12 protein-coding genes and 1 pseudogene are annotated in these 14295 nt (G+C 65.2%); 4 read left to right on the top strand and 9 right to left on the bottom strand.

What is annotated here, in order from left to right:
* Positions 1 to 4: 4 nt before the first annotated feature.
* The 4 genes and pseudogenes from ONR75_RS17835 (at position 5) to ONR75_RS17815 (ending at position 4817) form a co-directional block, all read left to right on the top strand.
* A pseudogene (locus ONR75_RS17835) lies at positions 5 to 1110 on the top strand (ABC transporter ATP-binding protein).
* Positions 1111 to 1133: 23 nt separating this feature from the next.
* Entirely contained in the window at positions 1134 to 1622 is a 489-nt protein-coding gene (locus tag ONR75_RS17825; RefSeq protein ID WP_265078442.1) for a (2Fe-2S)-binding protein, read from the top strand.
* Positions 1623 to 1625: 3 nt separating this feature from the next.
* Entirely contained in the window at positions 1626 to 4013 is a 2388-nt protein-coding gene (locus ONR75_RS17820; RefSeq protein WP_265078441.1) for a xanthine dehydrogenase family protein molybdopterin-binding subunit, read from the top strand.
* Between the two features lie 9 nt (positions 4014 to 4022).
* On the top strand, positions 4023 to 4817 hold the full coding sequence (locus ONR75_RS17815) for an FAD binding domain-containing protein (protein ID WP_265078440.1): 795 nt from the start codon (positions 4023 to 4025) through the stop codon (positions 4815 to 4817).
* On the opposite strand, the gene ONR75_RS17810 is transcribed toward ONR75_RS17815, so the two are convergent.
* From ONR75_RS17810 to ONR75_RS17770, 9 genes are all read right to left on the bottom strand, one after another.
* Positions 4814 to 5890, bottom strand: a complete 1077-nt coding sequence (locus ONR75_RS17810; RefSeq protein WP_265078439.1) for a LysR substrate-binding domain-containing protein — start codon at positions 5888 to 5890, stop codon at positions 4814 to 4816. The genes ONR75_RS17815 and ONR75_RS17810 overlap by 4 nt on opposite strands.
* A 274-nt stretch (positions 5891 to 6164) precedes the next feature.
* Positions 6165 to 7151 (bottom strand): MDR family oxidoreductase, encoded by a 987-nt coding sequence (locus ONR75_RS17805; RefSeq protein WP_265078438.1) that lies wholly within the window; start codon positions 7149 to 7151, stop codon positions 6165 to 6167.
* A 30-nt stretch (positions 7152 to 7181) separates the two neighbouring features.
* Complete coding sequence (locus tag ONR75_RS17800) at positions 7182 to 7928, bottom strand: SDR family NAD(P)-dependent oxidoreductase (protein WP_265078437.1); 747 nt, start codon at positions 7926 to 7928, stop codon at positions 7182 to 7184.
* A 53-nt stretch (positions 7929 to 7981) separates the two neighbouring features.
* Entirely contained in the window at positions 7982 to 8941 is a 960-nt protein-coding gene (locus tag ONR75_RS17795) for a sugar kinase (protein WP_265078436.1), read from the bottom strand.
* Between the two features lie 33 nt (positions 8942 to 8974).
* Positions 8975 to 9661: a class II aldolase/adducin family protein gene (locus tag ONR75_RS17790; RefSeq protein WP_265078435.1), complete on the bottom strand. Its 687-nt coding sequence runs from the start codon at positions 9659 to 9661 to the stop codon at positions 8975 to 8977.
* A gap of 58 nt (positions 9662 to 9719) precedes the next feature.
* The gene (locus ONR75_RS17785) at positions 9720 to 10289 is read right to left on the bottom strand and encodes a peroxidase-related enzyme (RefSeq protein ID WP_265078434.1); all 570 of its coding nucleotides are present in this window, start codon (positions 10287 to 10289) and stop codon (positions 9720 to 9722) included.
* Positions 10290 to 10304: 15 nt separating this feature from the next.
* On the bottom strand, positions 10305 to 12617 hold the full coding sequence (locus tag ONR75_RS17780) for a molybdopterin guanine dinucleotide-containing S/N-oxide reductase (protein ID WP_265078433.1): 2313 nt from the start codon (positions 12615 to 12617) through the stop codon (positions 10305 to 10307).
* A 36-nt stretch (positions 12618 to 12653) separates the two neighbouring features.
* Positions 12654 to 13430, bottom strand: coding sequence for a CoA transferase (locus ONR75_RS17775; protein WP_265078432.1), 777 nt, complete (start codon positions 13428 to 13430; stop codon positions 12654 to 12656).
* Positions 13430 to 14215: a CoA transferase subunit A gene (locus ONR75_RS17770; protein ID WP_265083707.1), complete on the bottom strand. Its 786-nt coding sequence runs from the start codon at positions 14213 to 14215 to the stop codon at positions 13430 to 13432. The genes ONR75_RS17775 and ONR75_RS17770 overlap by 1 nt, the downstream gene beginning before the upstream one ends.
* Positions 14216 to 14295 lie beyond the last annotated feature (80 nt).

Raw genomic sequence — 14295 nt, 5'->3', positions numbered from 1 at the left:
GATCATGCGATCCGGCGGCGGCGATATCGAACTGGCGGGGCTCTGCAAAAGCTACGACGGCCGGACCAATGTGGTGGACGGCGTCAACCTGAAGATCCCGGACGGTGCCTATTGCTGCTTCCTCGGGCCCTCCGGCTGCGGCAAGACCACGATCCTGCGCATGATCGCCGGCCACGAGGACCCGACGGCCGGCGAGATCGTGATCGGCGGCGACAATGTCGTCGGACTGGCGCCGATCGAGCGCCGCACCGCCATGATGTTTCAGTCTTACGCGCTGTTTCCGCATCTCTCCGTGCGCGACAACATCGCCTTCGCGCTGCGGGTCCGCGGCCAGTCGAAGGCCGAGCGCTACCGCGCCGTCGACAGCATGATGGAGAAAGTGCGTCTCACCGAGCTGGCCGACCGGCTGCCGGCCAACCTGTCCGGCGGCCAGCAGCAGCGCGTTGCACTGGCGCGCGCGGCGATTACCGAGCCGCGGGTGCTGCTGCTGGACGAACCGCTGTCGGCGCTCGACGAACAGTTGCGGGTGCAGATGCGGCAGGAACTGCGCCGCATGCAGCGCGAACTCGGCATTACCTTCGTTCACGTCACCCACACCCAGTTGGAGGCCATCGCGCTGGCCGATATCGTGGTGGTCATGGAAAAGGGCAAGATCAAGCAGTCCGGTCCCGCCCGCGACGTCTACGCCAATCCGCGCGACCGTTATGTCGCGGAGTTTCTCGGCGGACAGAACGTGCTGTCCGGCAAGGTCGAGGCTGTGGGCGCGGACCACCTCGTGCTGTCGCAGCCCAGCCGTAGCGGCATTCATATCGGCCTGCAGCCCGGCAACAGGATTGCCGCTGGCGACCGCATTGACCTCGCCGTGCGTCGCGATGATATTGAACTGATGCGCGCCAGTTCCGCCGGCCCGGGGAGGGGGCGACCGCGCTGCCAAGCCGCGTGCTGGCGATCGAATATCAGGGATCTTTCGTCAAGGTGATGCTCGACACCGTCCCTGATGAAGAATTTATCGCCTACATCCCGGAGCGCACGTTCTTCCGCGACCCGTTCGATATCGGCGATCTGCTGCTGGCCACCTGGCCCGCAGGCCGCGCCCGCATTCTCGCCTGATGCCAGCCCACCGGAGGTCCACCATGATCGTCAACTTCACTCTCAACGGCCGCGCGCGAACGGTCGATGTCGTGCCGGCCGCGCTGGTATCCGAACTGCTGCGCGAGAACCTTAACCTCACCGGCACCCATGTCGGCTGCGATACCAGCCAGTGCGGCGCCTGCGTGGTGCTATTCAACGGCGATGCGGTGAAAAGCTGCACGCTGCTGGCGCCCGCGCTGGAGGGTGGCACGCTGATGACCATCGAGGGGCTGGCGGCCAAGGGCGGTTCCAACCAGTTGCATCCGATGCAGCAAGCGTTTCACCAGAACCACGGCCTGCAATGCGGCTTCTGCACGCCGGGCATGGTGATGACCGCAATGGCGATGGTCGGCAAGAACCCGAATCCGACCGAGGCCGAGGTGCGTCACGGCCTCGAAGGCAACATCTGCCGCTGCACAGGCTACCAGAATATCGTCACATCGATCATCGCCGGCGCCGCCGCGATGAACGCCCCCGCGATCGGAGACTGAGCCATGTCGAACATCATCGGAATTGGTGAATCGCCGCGCCGCAAGGAAGACTTCCGTTTCCTCACCGGTCGCGGAAACTATGTCGCCGACATGAAGCGGCCGGACGCCACCGTCGGCGTCTTCATCCGCTCGCAGCACGCCCATGCGGTGATCCGCAGCATCGACACCAAAGCGGCGCTGGCGCTGCCGGGCGTCGAGGCGATCCTGACCGGCGATGACGTCGCCGCCGACGGTCTCGGCGGCATGCCATGCGGCTGGGGCATCAGCAACGCCGAAGGCTTGCCGATGAAGGAGCCGAAATTCCCGATGTTGGCGCAGGGCAAAGTCCGCTTCGTCGGCGACATGGTGGCGTTCGTGGTTGCCGACACGCTGGCGCAGGCGCGCGCCGCGGCCGAACTGGTGGTGATCGATTACGAGGTACTGCCGGCAGTGGTCGGCGTGCTGGAAGCCGTGCGTCCCGGCGCACCGCAATTGTTCGACGACGTGCCGAACAATTTGTGCTGCGACTGGGAGATGGGCGACAAGGCAGCCGTTGCGGTCGCGTTCCGCAAGGCAGCGCATGTGGCAAGGCTCAGCCTGGTCAACAACCGCCTGATCGGCAATCCCATGGAGCCGCGCTCGGCGATCGCCGAATACAACGCCGGCACCGGTCACTACACGTTGTGGACCACAAGCCAGTTTCCGCATGTGGTGCGCTTCCTGATGGCAGCCTTGGTGCTCAACATTCCCGAGCAGAAGCTGCGCGTCGTCGCCCCCGATGTCGGCGGCGGTTTTGGTGTCAAGCAGTTCCACTACGGCGAGGAAGCCGTGATCACCTGGGCGGCGAAGCGCGTCGGTCGGCCGATCAAGTGGGTCGCGGATCGCTCGGAAGGTTTTGTCTCCGACCGCCACGGCCGCGACCACGTCACCGAAGCCGAACTGGCGCTTGACGAGAACGGCAAGTTTTTGGCGTTGAAGGTCAACACGCTGGCCAACATGGGCGCCTATCTCTCGACCTTCGGGCCGAACATCCCGACCAACCTATACGCGCCGCTGCTCGGCGGCGTCTATACGACTCCGGTGATCTACTGCAACGTCAAGGTGGTATTCACAAACACGGTGCCGGTCGACGCCTATCGCGGCGCGGGCAGGCCGGAAGCCACCTTCGTGGTCGAGCGCATCGTCGATGTCGCCGCCGCCGAAATGGGCATCGACCGCGTCGAGATCCGCCGCCGCAATATCATTCCGAAGGAAGCCTATCCCTACCAGACGCCGATGCTGGTCGAATATGATTCCGGCGACCCGATGGGTTGTCTGGAAGGCGCGCTGGTGGCCGCCGACGTCGCCGGCTTCGCCGAACGCAAGGCGGCGTCCGAACGCGAAGGCAAGTTCCGCGGGCTTGGCTACTCCACCTATGTGGAAGCCTGCGGCCTGGCGCCATCGCGCTTTGCCGGCCGGCTCGGTGCGCGCGGCGGTCTTTATGAGAGCGCCACGGTCCGTGTGCATCCGACCGGGCAGGTCACGGTGCTGATCGGCACCCACAATCACGGCCAGGGCCATGAGACGACCTTCGCCCAGATCATCTCGGAAAAGCTCGGCGTCAATTTCGAGAATGTCGACATCGTGTTCGGCGATACCGACCGCGTACAGTTCGGCATGGGCACCTATGGCTCGCGCTCTTTGGTGGTCGGCGGCGCTGCGCTGTCGAAGGCCGGTGACAAGGTGGTGGTCAAGGGCAAGAAGATCGCAGCGCATCTGCTGGAAGCCGGCGAGCAGGACATCGAGTTCAAGGAAGGCGTGTTCTCGGTCGCAGGCACCGACCGCAGCAAGACATTCCAGGAGATCGCCGGGGCGGCCTACGTGCCGCACAATTATCCGCTCGAAGTACTCGAGCCCGGGCTTGAAGAGCAGGCTTACTACGACCCCATCAACTTCACCTATCCGGGCGGCTGCCACATCGCCGAGGTGGAGATCGACCCCGAGACCGGCATTGTCACGCTGGCGCGCTACACCGCGGTGGATGACGTCGGCACCGTGATCAATCCGATGATTGTCGAGGGCCAGCTGCATGGCGGTATCGTGCAGGGCGTCGGGCAGGCTCTGTTCGAGGGTGCGGTCTATGATGAGGTGTCCGGGCAGCTGCTGTCCGGCTCGTTCATGGACTACACCATGCCGCGCGCCGACCACGTGCCGAACATGAACGTTCAGACCCACTCGACACTGTGCACGCATACGCCGATGGGCGTCAAAGGCTGTGGCGAGGTCGGTACGATCGGCTCGCCCGCCGCCGTGATCAACTCGGTCGTCGATGCGCTGTCGCATCTCGGCGTACAGCATGTCGACATGCCGGCGACGCCGAACCGGATCTGGCGGATCATCCAGAACGCGACCATGCCGCAAGCGGCGGAATAGGAACACGCCATGACCTTCGCATTCCACCAACCCGCCACATCGCCCGAAGCCGTCGCACTGCTCGGCAGCATCCCCGACAGCACGCCATTGGCCGGCGGTATGACGCTGCTGCCGACCATCAAGCAGCGCCTCGCCACGCCGGCCGCGCTGATCGACCTGTCAAAAATTCCCGCGATGTCGTCGATTTCAGTCGAAGGCGACACGCTGGTGATCGGCGCGATGACGCGTCATGTCAACGTCGCGGAATCCGCGATCGTGGCAACGGCCATCCCGCTGCTGGCGAAGCTCGCGGTCGGGATCGGCGATCCCGCCGTCCGCAACCGCGGCACCATCGGCGGCTCCGTCGCCAACAACGACCCCTCCGCGGATTATCCGGCGGCTGTGCTGGGGCTGGGCGCGACGATCGTCACCGACCGCCGCGAGATCGCCGCGGCGGATTTCTTCACCGGCCTGTTCGAGACGGCGTTAGAGCCCGGTGAAGTCATCACGTCGCTGCGCTTCCCGGTGCCCGTGCGGGGCGGCTACGCCAAGTTCAAGTCGCCGGCCTCGCGCTATGCGGTGGTCGGTGTCTGCGTGGTTCAATCGCCTGGCGGTGTCTGCGTGGCCGTCACCGGTGCTGGTCCCGGCGTATTCCGGGTGCCGGAAATGGAGGCGGCGCTGGCCGAGTCCTTCACGCCCGCCGCGGTCGCCTCGATCAAGGTCTCGGCGGACAATATGAGTTCGGACATTCATGCCGATTCCGAGTACCGCGCGCATCTCATCACCGTGATGGCGAAGAAGGCGGTGGCCGCGGCGATCGGCTAGACCGGCCGCCTGGCGCGGGGGCGGTAGACCTGGTCGGGCGGGCGGATGCGTCGCGTGCCCGGGATTTCTGCGGCGGCGCCGTCCTGCCCGTCACCGGCGTGCATAAATGTGCAGGCGCTCGAGGATGCCTTCAGGGCGGGTTGCTCGGACAGGCCCGCCGAGCCAGGGTGATGTCCGACCGTGAGCGGCAATTCGGTGCCAAGCAGAAGTTCGTCGTCGAGGTTCAGGTAGTGCGCCAGATAATCATGAAGGGCGCTTGCCGCTTTCGAAGTCGCGGTTGCCGATTTGTAGAGCAGCAGGTCGACCTTCGGTAGCGGCGGCAGGCCTTCGGCGGCGCCGATCTCACGCATGTTGCGAACCAGCGCGCTGCGCCCCAGCACCGTGACCGCGATGCCGGCGAAAGCAGCGGCCTGCAGTCCGCCGACGCTGTCGCTGACGCAGGCGAGGCGCCATCGCAGCCGCTGCGATTCCAGCCGCTCGATCGCATGGTCGCGGTAGATGTTGCCGGGCGGCAGCAGCGCCAGCGGGATCGGGCTTTCATTGTAGGCCGTCGATTGCTCGCCGGTCATCCAGATCAGTTGCTCCTGGCGCACCACCTGGCCGCCCGTAAAATCGTTCATCCGCGTCACCAGCGCGATATCGACCTCGCCGCGCCGGACACAGCCGACCAGCGGCGTCGACAGCGAGCAGTTCAGGTCGACCTGCACGCGCGGAAACGTCTTGCGAAACAGCTTCAAGATCGAGGGTAGCAGGAATGCGGCATAGAGATCCGGCGTGCCAAGCACGACGTGGCCCTCGATATCCGGCGAGGCCAGCTGCGACAGTAGCTCGTCGTGAAAGCCGAGGATCGACTTGGCGTAGGACAGCACGATCTCGCCGTCGGTCGTCAAATACAGCTTGCGCCCCTCGTGGACGAAGATCGGCTTGCCGGTGAGTTCCTCAAGCCGTTGCAATTGCAACGTGATCGCCGGCTGCGTGCGGCCCAGCCGCCGCGCCGTCTCGGTGATGCTGCCGGTCTCCACGACCGACGTGAGCGAGCGCAGCATCCGAATATCCAGGTTGATGAGATTCATGTATTGGCTCCGGACTCGACCTTCCTGTCCATGCAATTCTTGTGCTTGCGAACCATACGCCATCGCCTCCAGTCGAAAATGGCTTGCAAGCTGCTGGAACGGCTTCTGTTCAGATAGCCGGAACGCCTGGAACGGAGCTCTGGCTGGCGCCGCCCTACTGAACGTTCGTTGAGCTTGCGCAATCCGAAGCTATTTATGGATCCTTGCAGGTCGTGTCGCTCTGACCGGCCGCCCGTGGCGCAAAGCGCACGTCTGGATCCGGCGATGGCCGAGGTTACGCGATCTTGACGACGGTGCGACCGCGCACTTGCCCAGCCAGCAGCCCGGCGCCGGCGTCGATCACTTGGTCGAGCGTGATCTCCTGGGTTATTTCAGCCAGCTTGGTGGCATCCAGATCGGTGGACAGGCGTGCCCAGGCCTGCCTGCGCAGTTCGATCGGGCACATCACGGAATCGATCCCGAGCAGGCAGACGCCGCGCAAGATGAACGGCGCAACCGACGAGGGCAGGTCCATCCCGCCGGCCAGGCCGCACGCCGCGATGGCGCCGCGATACTTGGTCATCGCCAGCAAATTCGCCAGCGTGGTCGAGCCGACACTGTCGATGCCACCCGCCCAGCGCTCCCTCGCGAGCGGCTTGCCGGGCGCCGAGAGCTCGTTGCGGTCGATGATCTCGGCGGCGCCGAGGCCTTTCAGATAGCCTTCCTCCGAGGTCCGGCCGGTGGAAGCGATGACGTGGTAGCCAAGCTTTGATAGCAGGGCGATCGCAACCGAGCCGACGCCGCCGGCCGCGCCGGTGACGACCACAGGGCCATCGGCCGGCTTGAGCCCGTGATTTTCCAGCGCCAGCACTGACAGCATGGCGGTGTAGCCGGCGGTGCCAATCGCCATGGCATCGCGTGTGTTCATGCTCTCCGGCAGGCGGACCAGCCAGTCGCCCTTGACGCGCGCCTTTTCGGCAAAGGCGCCGAGATGGGTCTCGCCCATGCCCCACCCGTTGCCGATCACCTTGTCGCCGGCCTTCCAATTCGGATTGGTGGAGGACTCGACCGTGCCGGCGAAGTCGATGCCGGCGATCATCGGGAAACGTCGCACCACCGGCGATTTCCCGGTCAGCGCCAGGCCGTCCTTGTAATTCAGCGTCGACCACTCGACGCGGACGGTGACATCACCATCCATCAATTCCGCCTCGTCGAACTGTACGAGCGCAGCGGTGGTGCCCTTTTCCGCCTTGTCGATTCTGATGGCCTTGAAGGTCGCCATGGGTCATTCCTATCCGTTGTTGCTGCAAGCCTAGCTGTAGAAGATGCCGCCATCGACATTGAGCGCCTGTCCCGTGACGAAGGCGGAATCGTCTGAGGCGAAGAAGGCGACCGGGCCAACCACGTCCTCCGGCTCGCCGAGGCGATGCAGGTCGGTGATCTTCTCGAAATAGGCGACGCGCTCCGGATCGCGCAGATTGTTGCGGCCCATCTCGGTCAGGATGATGCCGGGGCAAACGGCATTCACCGTGATTCCATGGCCGCCGAATTCCATCGAGGAAACGCGCGTGAAGCCGACCACGGCCGATTTCGACGCTGCGTAGTGTGACTGGCCGGGACCACCGGTGCGCGCGGCCAGCGAGGCGATGTTGACGATGCGGCCATACTTGCGCTCCTTCATGTGAGCGACCATGGCCTGGGTCATCTGGAATACGCCGCGGACGTTGACGGCAAAGGTCTGGTCCCAGTGCTCCGGCGTGGTCTCCTCGATGCTGGCGAGGCGCAGAATGCCCGCGTTGTTGACGAGAACATCGACATGGCCGAGGCCGGCCACGGCCTCCGCCACGGAACGCCGGCAGTCCTCGAGCTTGCTGACATCGGCGAGCACCGGAACGCACTCCTGGCCGAGCGTCTTCACTTCGGCGACGGTTTCCATCAGCACGCCTTCCTGTGCCGCGATGTCGGTGAGGGCGAGGTTGTAGCCGCGCTGCGCAAGGCCTAGCGCGATGGCGCGTCCGATGCCGCGGCTCGCGCCGGTCACGATGGCATGTCTAGTCATGACAGTTTCCTTGAGACGTTTATGATTCCGGGAAGGCAGTCGCTGAAAGTCGATCAGGCGCGCGAACCGCGAACGGGCAGGGTGTTCATCGCCTTCACTGTTTCCTCGAAGGACACGAGGTTGGCGCCGGAGCCCAGTCCCGTCGCGACGATGGCTGCCGTGGCTGTCGCCAGTCGGGCGCAGTCCAGCAGGTCCCAGTCGCGCACCAGTCCGGCGATGAATCCGCCGGTATAGGAGTCGCCGCAGCCCGAGGTGTCGCGCACCTTCACCTCGAAGGCCGGCACGGTGAATTGTCGTCCATCGCGCGTCATGACGAAGGAGCCGTGCTCGCCGAGCGAGATGGCGCAGGCACCGGCGCCCTTGCCGATGAAATATTGCGCGCAGGCGGCGGGGTCGTCGGTGCCGACCAGCGCGTGGGTCTCGTCGATGCTTGGCATGAAGAAGTCGGTATAGGGCATCAAGGGTTCGACCAGCTTCAGCGTTTCGGCGCGCGCCTGGATCAGATCGACGGTGGTGATGCAGCCGGCCGCCTTGGCATCGCGCAGCAGCGCCACAGTCGGCTCGCCGTCCATCGCCAGCAGCGATCCGACGCCGCCGAGATGCAGCACCTTGCTGCCGCATGCGGCTTTCTGCGCCTCGGGTGAAATCTTCCAGCGCGCCGAAGCGCCGCGCGCATGCAGCACCGGGCGCGAGCCGTCCGGCCGGATCGGCAGGATGGTGGCGGAGGTCGGCGCGCCGACCATCCGCTCCATCACCGAAATGTCGATGCCGACGCGCGTCATCGCCTGCAGGACCCAGTCGGCCTTCTCGTCGTCGCCGACGGCGCCGACGGCCAGCGCCTTCAGGCCGAGGCGCGCACAGGGCACGACGGTGCCGCCCGCGGTGCCGGCGACCGTGAGCTTGATCTCATCGATCAGCGCACGGCCGCCGCCGGCCGGGATTTCCGTGACGGGAACGCCGAGGATGTCGAGGATGTAGGTGCCGCAGACGCTGACGTCGTGGGGATGGGCCATCTGGCAAGTCTCACAAATTGTTGGGCAGGTTGGTTAGGTCGAGGTCTTCGGCGTGTTGTCGCTGTCGCGCAGGCCGTATTGTCCCCATCGCTTCAGGATGCTGTCGATCTCGGCATCCGGCAGCAGCGGCGGCGTGCCGAGCTGCAGGCAGCCGTGATACTGCTTGGCCAGGACCTCGACCTCGACCGCAAGCCACATCGCCTTGCGCAGGTTGGGGCCGATGGCGATCAGTCCGTGATGCGCCAGCAGGCAGGCGCGCCGGTAACGCAGCGCGTCGAGCGCCGCTTGCGACAGCTCCGCGGTGCCATACTGCGCATAGGGGGCGCAGGGGATGTCGTTGCCGCCGCCCGCGGCGATCATGTAGTGGATCGCCGGGATCGCGCGGTTCATGATCGCGATGATGGTGCAAAAAACTGGATGCGCATGTACCACGGCGTTCGTCTCGGGCTTCGCCCTGAGAATGTCGAGATGAAAGCGCCATTCCGTCGAGGGCACGCGGCCTTCCGGCGCGGTCCACGAACCGTCCCATTTCATCGCGACAATATCTTCCGGGCGCATCGTGTCGTAGGGCACGCCCGACGGCGTCAGCAGGATGCCGTCGCCGGTGCGCACGCTGATATTGCCCGACGTGCCCTGATTGATGCCCACCGCCGACATCTCGCGGCAGGCATCGATGATGGCCTGCCGCGTGGCGATGTCTGAGGCGCTTGGATGGCTCATGGACCGTTTCCCTGAAATTCGTCGCTGCGGCTCTTGCCGGCCGCTGTGGTGATGGGGCTCAGCGCCCCATGGCATAGAACTCGTCGTTCGGCCGCATGCTGGTGACGTTGGCAAGCCGGTTCGACATGCCGAAGAAGGCGGCAATGGCGGCGATATCCCAGACGTCCTCTTCGCTGAAGCCGTGGCCGTTCAGCGTCTCGATATCGCTATCGCCGACCTCATAGGCCTGCATCGAGACCTTCATGGCGAAGTCGAGCATGGCGCGCTGGCGCGGCGTGATGTCGGCCTTGCGGTAATTCACCGCGATCTGGTCGGCGATGAGAGGGTTCTTGGCGCGGATGCGCAGGATAGCGCCATGCGCGATCACGCAATACTGGCACTGGTTGGCGTTGCTGGTGGCCACCACGATCATCTCGCGTTCGGCCTTGGTGATCGGACCCGGCTTGTCCATCAGCGCGTCGTGATAGGCGAAGAACGCGCGGAATTCCTCCGGGCGGTGCGCCAGCGTCAGGAACACGTTGGGCACGAAGCCGGACTTCTCCTGCACCGCGAGGATGCGGGTGCGGATGTCGTCCGGCAGGCTGGAGATCTCGGGAACGGGGAAGCGGCTGATGGCTGGCTTGGTCATGTTCTCTGTGTCCTCTCAGGCGGTCGCGAGTGCGACCAGTCTTTCCTGGTATTCTTCGAAAGCGTCGCGTTGATCGGCAATGTGCGGCTCGGCGCGGACAAGGCAAGTGTGTGCCGAACAGCCCTGGCCGAATTGAGAGGTGCCGATATCGAGCGTCAGCACGTTTGGATTGCCGGCGGCCTCGATACCCATGCCGTCGCGCGGAGTGAACCAGGCGCCGGTGGGCAGCACCAATACGCCCGGCCGCACGCTGTCGGTGACATCGGCGGTGGCGAGGCAGGCGCCTCGCGCGTTCCAGATGCGGATGGTCTGGCCATCTCTAATGCCGCGCGCGGCGGCGTCGTCGGGATGCAGCCGGGCCTGTTCGCGGCCGTTGCGTTTGGTGGATGCGCTGGCGATGCCGGTTTCGATCTGGCTGTGCAGACGGCCGGCAGGCTGATGCGAGATCATGTGCAGATCGCCCACGTCGTGGCGATTGCCGAGCCACTCCGCCGGCTCGACCCAGGCAGGATGCGCCGGGCAATCGGCATAACCGAGACGGGCGAGGGTCTCGCTGCCAAGCACGATCCTGCCGCTCTCGGTGTTAAGCGCATGCGCCGCGGGATCGGCGCGGAAGTCCGCCAGAAAGGTGTGGTCGGCGCGCACCGGGCAACGCGCATAGCCGTCGCGCCAGAACGTGTCGAAGTCAGGCATCTCGAAGGCCAGCCGCTCGGCGGCATCGGCGCGACTCTGGTCGTAGAGATGGCGCACCCAGCCCATTTCGTCGCGGCCTTCGTTGAAGCGGTCGGCAACGCCGAGCTTGGCGGCGATCCGATCGAAAATCTCGAAGTCGGGCAGCGAGTCGCCGACCGGCTTGATGGCCTGCTTCATGGCGATAATGAAGTCGGAGCGCCTGTTGCCGGCCAGGTCGTTGCGTTCGATCGAGGTCGTCGCCGGCAGCACGATATCGGCGCGCTGGGCCGTGGCGGTGAACATCGGATCCTGCACGATGATGGTTTCCGGCCGCGTCCAGGCTTCGGAAAGCCGGTTCAGATCCTGATGGTGATGGTACGGATTGCCGCCGGCCCAGTAAACCAGTCGCGTGTCCGGATAGGTCCGCGTCTCGCCTTCATAGGTGAAGGTCGCGCCGGGGTTGAGCAGCATGTCGCTGATGCGCGCCACCGGGATGAAGCTGTCGATCGGCCGTGTCAGCTGCGAGATGGCCGGCGATTTGCCGAGATTGAACGGCGAGCCGACGCCGCCGAGCGATCCATAGCCATAGCCGACTCCGCCGCCGGGCAGCCCGATCTGCCCGATCACCGAGGCGAGGCCGAGCGCGGCCCAGAACGGCTGCTCGCCGTGGTGCGCGCGCTGCAGACTCCAGCTCACGGTGAGCATGCTGCGCGTATCGACGAGGCGTCGCGCCAACTGACGGATCGCCTCGGCATCGAGCCCGCAAATCTCCGCGGCCCACGCGGCGTTCTTGCGGATGCCGTCGGATGAGCCGTTCAGATAGTTCAGCAACTGGTCGGCGCCGCTGGTGCAGCGGGCGAGGAAGTCCTGCGCATGGCGGCCCGCGTGCAGGATCTCGCCGGCGAGGCCGAGCATCAGCGCCGTATCGGTATTCGGGCGGATCGGCCACCATTCGGCGCCGACCCAGTCGGGCAGGTCGTCCTTCAGCGGCGAGACGTGGATGATGCGGACACCGCGGGCGGCAATCTTCCTGAGATAGGTTTCGAGCCGATGCACGCCGATGCCGCCGGCTTCGGTCTGGGCCGTGCGCGGCGACATCGCGCCGAACACCACCAGCGTGTCCGTATGTTCGGCGATGGTGTCGAGCGTGTTCGCTCGGCCGTCGCAGGCGTCCGAGCTTCCCAGCGTATGGCGCAGGATCACGGGGCCGGCGGCGATCGAATAGGTATCGACGTGGCGAGTGAAACCTCCGACCAGGTTGAGCATGCGCTTGAGCAGCGACGAGGCGTGATGCAGACGGCCGGCATTGGTCCAGCCATAGGAGCCGGCGAAGATCGCCGCGTTACCATGCGTTCCGGCGACGCGGCGGATTTCATCCGCCACCAGCGTTGTCGCCTCATCCCAGCTCACCGGGATGAACTTGTCCGTGCCACGCTGGCGCCGATCGCTGTGTTCGCGCTTCTCGAGCCATCCCTTGCGCACCATCGGGCGCAGGATGCGCCGCTTCGGATTGGCCCATTCCGGCACTGAATGGATGATCGGCGAGGGGGCCGGATCATGGGCGAACGGTTCGACGCCGACGATCCGGCCGTCCTGAACCAGCAGCGTGTAGGCGCCCCAGTGGCTGCAATGCTGGATGCGCTGGACATTACTCATCGCTCGGCTCCCCGGCTGCGATCGGATGAATGCGGATCACAGCGCATGCGCCAACGTCTGCCCAGCCTCGGCAAGATCATGCCGCATCTGCTTGGCGAAATCGGGATAGGTCTCCGCGACTTCGTCGAGCACGCGGCCGCGCAGCAGGTCCAGCGTGGTGCGATCCGGCAGGGCAGTTTCACCCGGCCTGTCGTCATGCAGGAAGCTGAACCCCGTGGCCTGCATGATTTCGGCAAGGTTGTGTCCGGGATGGATGCTTTCGAGTTCGAAGCCCGGGCGCGACTTGTCGAATCGGAAAAGTCCCTTGCTGGTGAGGAGGGCAATCGGGCCGCCGGTTCTGAACACGCCGGGGTCGCTGACGCCGGGCGCGCTGATGAAATCGACCTTCTCGACCATGACTCGCGGCGTGTGTTCTTCTCGGAACAGGATCACCCGCGGCACGACGTAATACAGATAGGCCGAGCCGAACGAGCCGGGCCATCGCACGCTCGATTGCGGATAGTCGCCGGCGCCGACCAGATTGACGTTGCCCTTGCCGTCGATCTGTCCGCCGCCCAGGAAGAAAGCGTCGATGCGGCCTTGGCCGGCACAGTCGAACAATTCGGCGGAGCCATTGGTGAAGAAATTGTGCTCGACGGAGCCGAGGATCGACAGACGCGGGCCGCGGCCGCCGTCCGCTTCCTTCAAGGCGCGCAACAGCATGGCGCCTGCGGCGGGGATCGGCGAGGAGGCGCCGACAGCGACGTGGCGGACGCCGTCCAGCAGTCGCGCGATGGTGCAGATCAGCACTTCACGGGGAAGAACGCGGACCATCAGGCGGGCTCCATCTGTGCATTGCTCATATAGTCGGCGAATCCATCGGCAGTTCGTGCCGCCTTGGCATAGCGGACCAGCTCGGCCGTATCGGTGGCATATTCGCCCCACAGGCCGTAGGGCCACGCCCCGCGCGGCGCATGGCTGACGGCCGTGACGTAAATTGCCGGCAGCACGCCGGCGGCGCTCATCTCGTTGACCAGCAGGCTCTCCTCGACAATTCGCTCCACGGTGACCAGCACGGTTGCCGACGCGTAGGCCATGGCGGCCAGTTCGCGGCGCCGTCCGATCCAGACATTGCCGAAGCGGTCAGCCATCGGGGCGTGAAAGATTGCGACGTCCGGATGGATCGCCGGGATCAGAACGATCGGATCGCCGCCGTCGGCGAGCGGGTTGTCGATCATACGCCAGTCCTCGCGGTGGCGCAGCAGATTGCTGCCGATCAGGCCGCGAAGCGGCATGAAGGGGCTGCCTTTCTGTGCAGCCATCAGGCCGGCATGGATGGCCGGACAGGTGGCGTCTCTCAGGCGGATGGTACCTTCACGAACCGCGGCATTGAAGCGGGGTGCGCCGCCGGCTTCGCCGAGCGACACCGCGCTGGTCTCGACGGTGCGAACCAGGCCCGCGCCGATCAATTGATCCACCTGAAGACCGCCGGTCGGCACGCAGACCAGATGGAGATCGCCCGCGCCGTGCGCGATGATGGGACGCGTCATCGCCATGGAGACGCCGGCATAGTCGACCGGCAGTGCGATCCGCATGCCGGGTTCGATATGCTTCGCCATTGCGCAAAGTTCGCTCGGCACGTTCAACTCCCTGATCTTATGTTCTATATTATAGAACTTAGTTCTGAATAAAAGTAGTC

The sequence above is a fragment of the Rhodopseudomonas sp. P2A-2r genome (assembly GCF_026015985.1).
Classification (GTDB): domain Bacteria; phylum Pseudomonadota; class Alphaproteobacteria; order Rhizobiales; family Xanthobacteraceae; genus Tardiphaga.
Note: the sequence above shows the minus strand (reverse complement) of the source record. Positions and strands in the feature narration are given on the sequence as shown.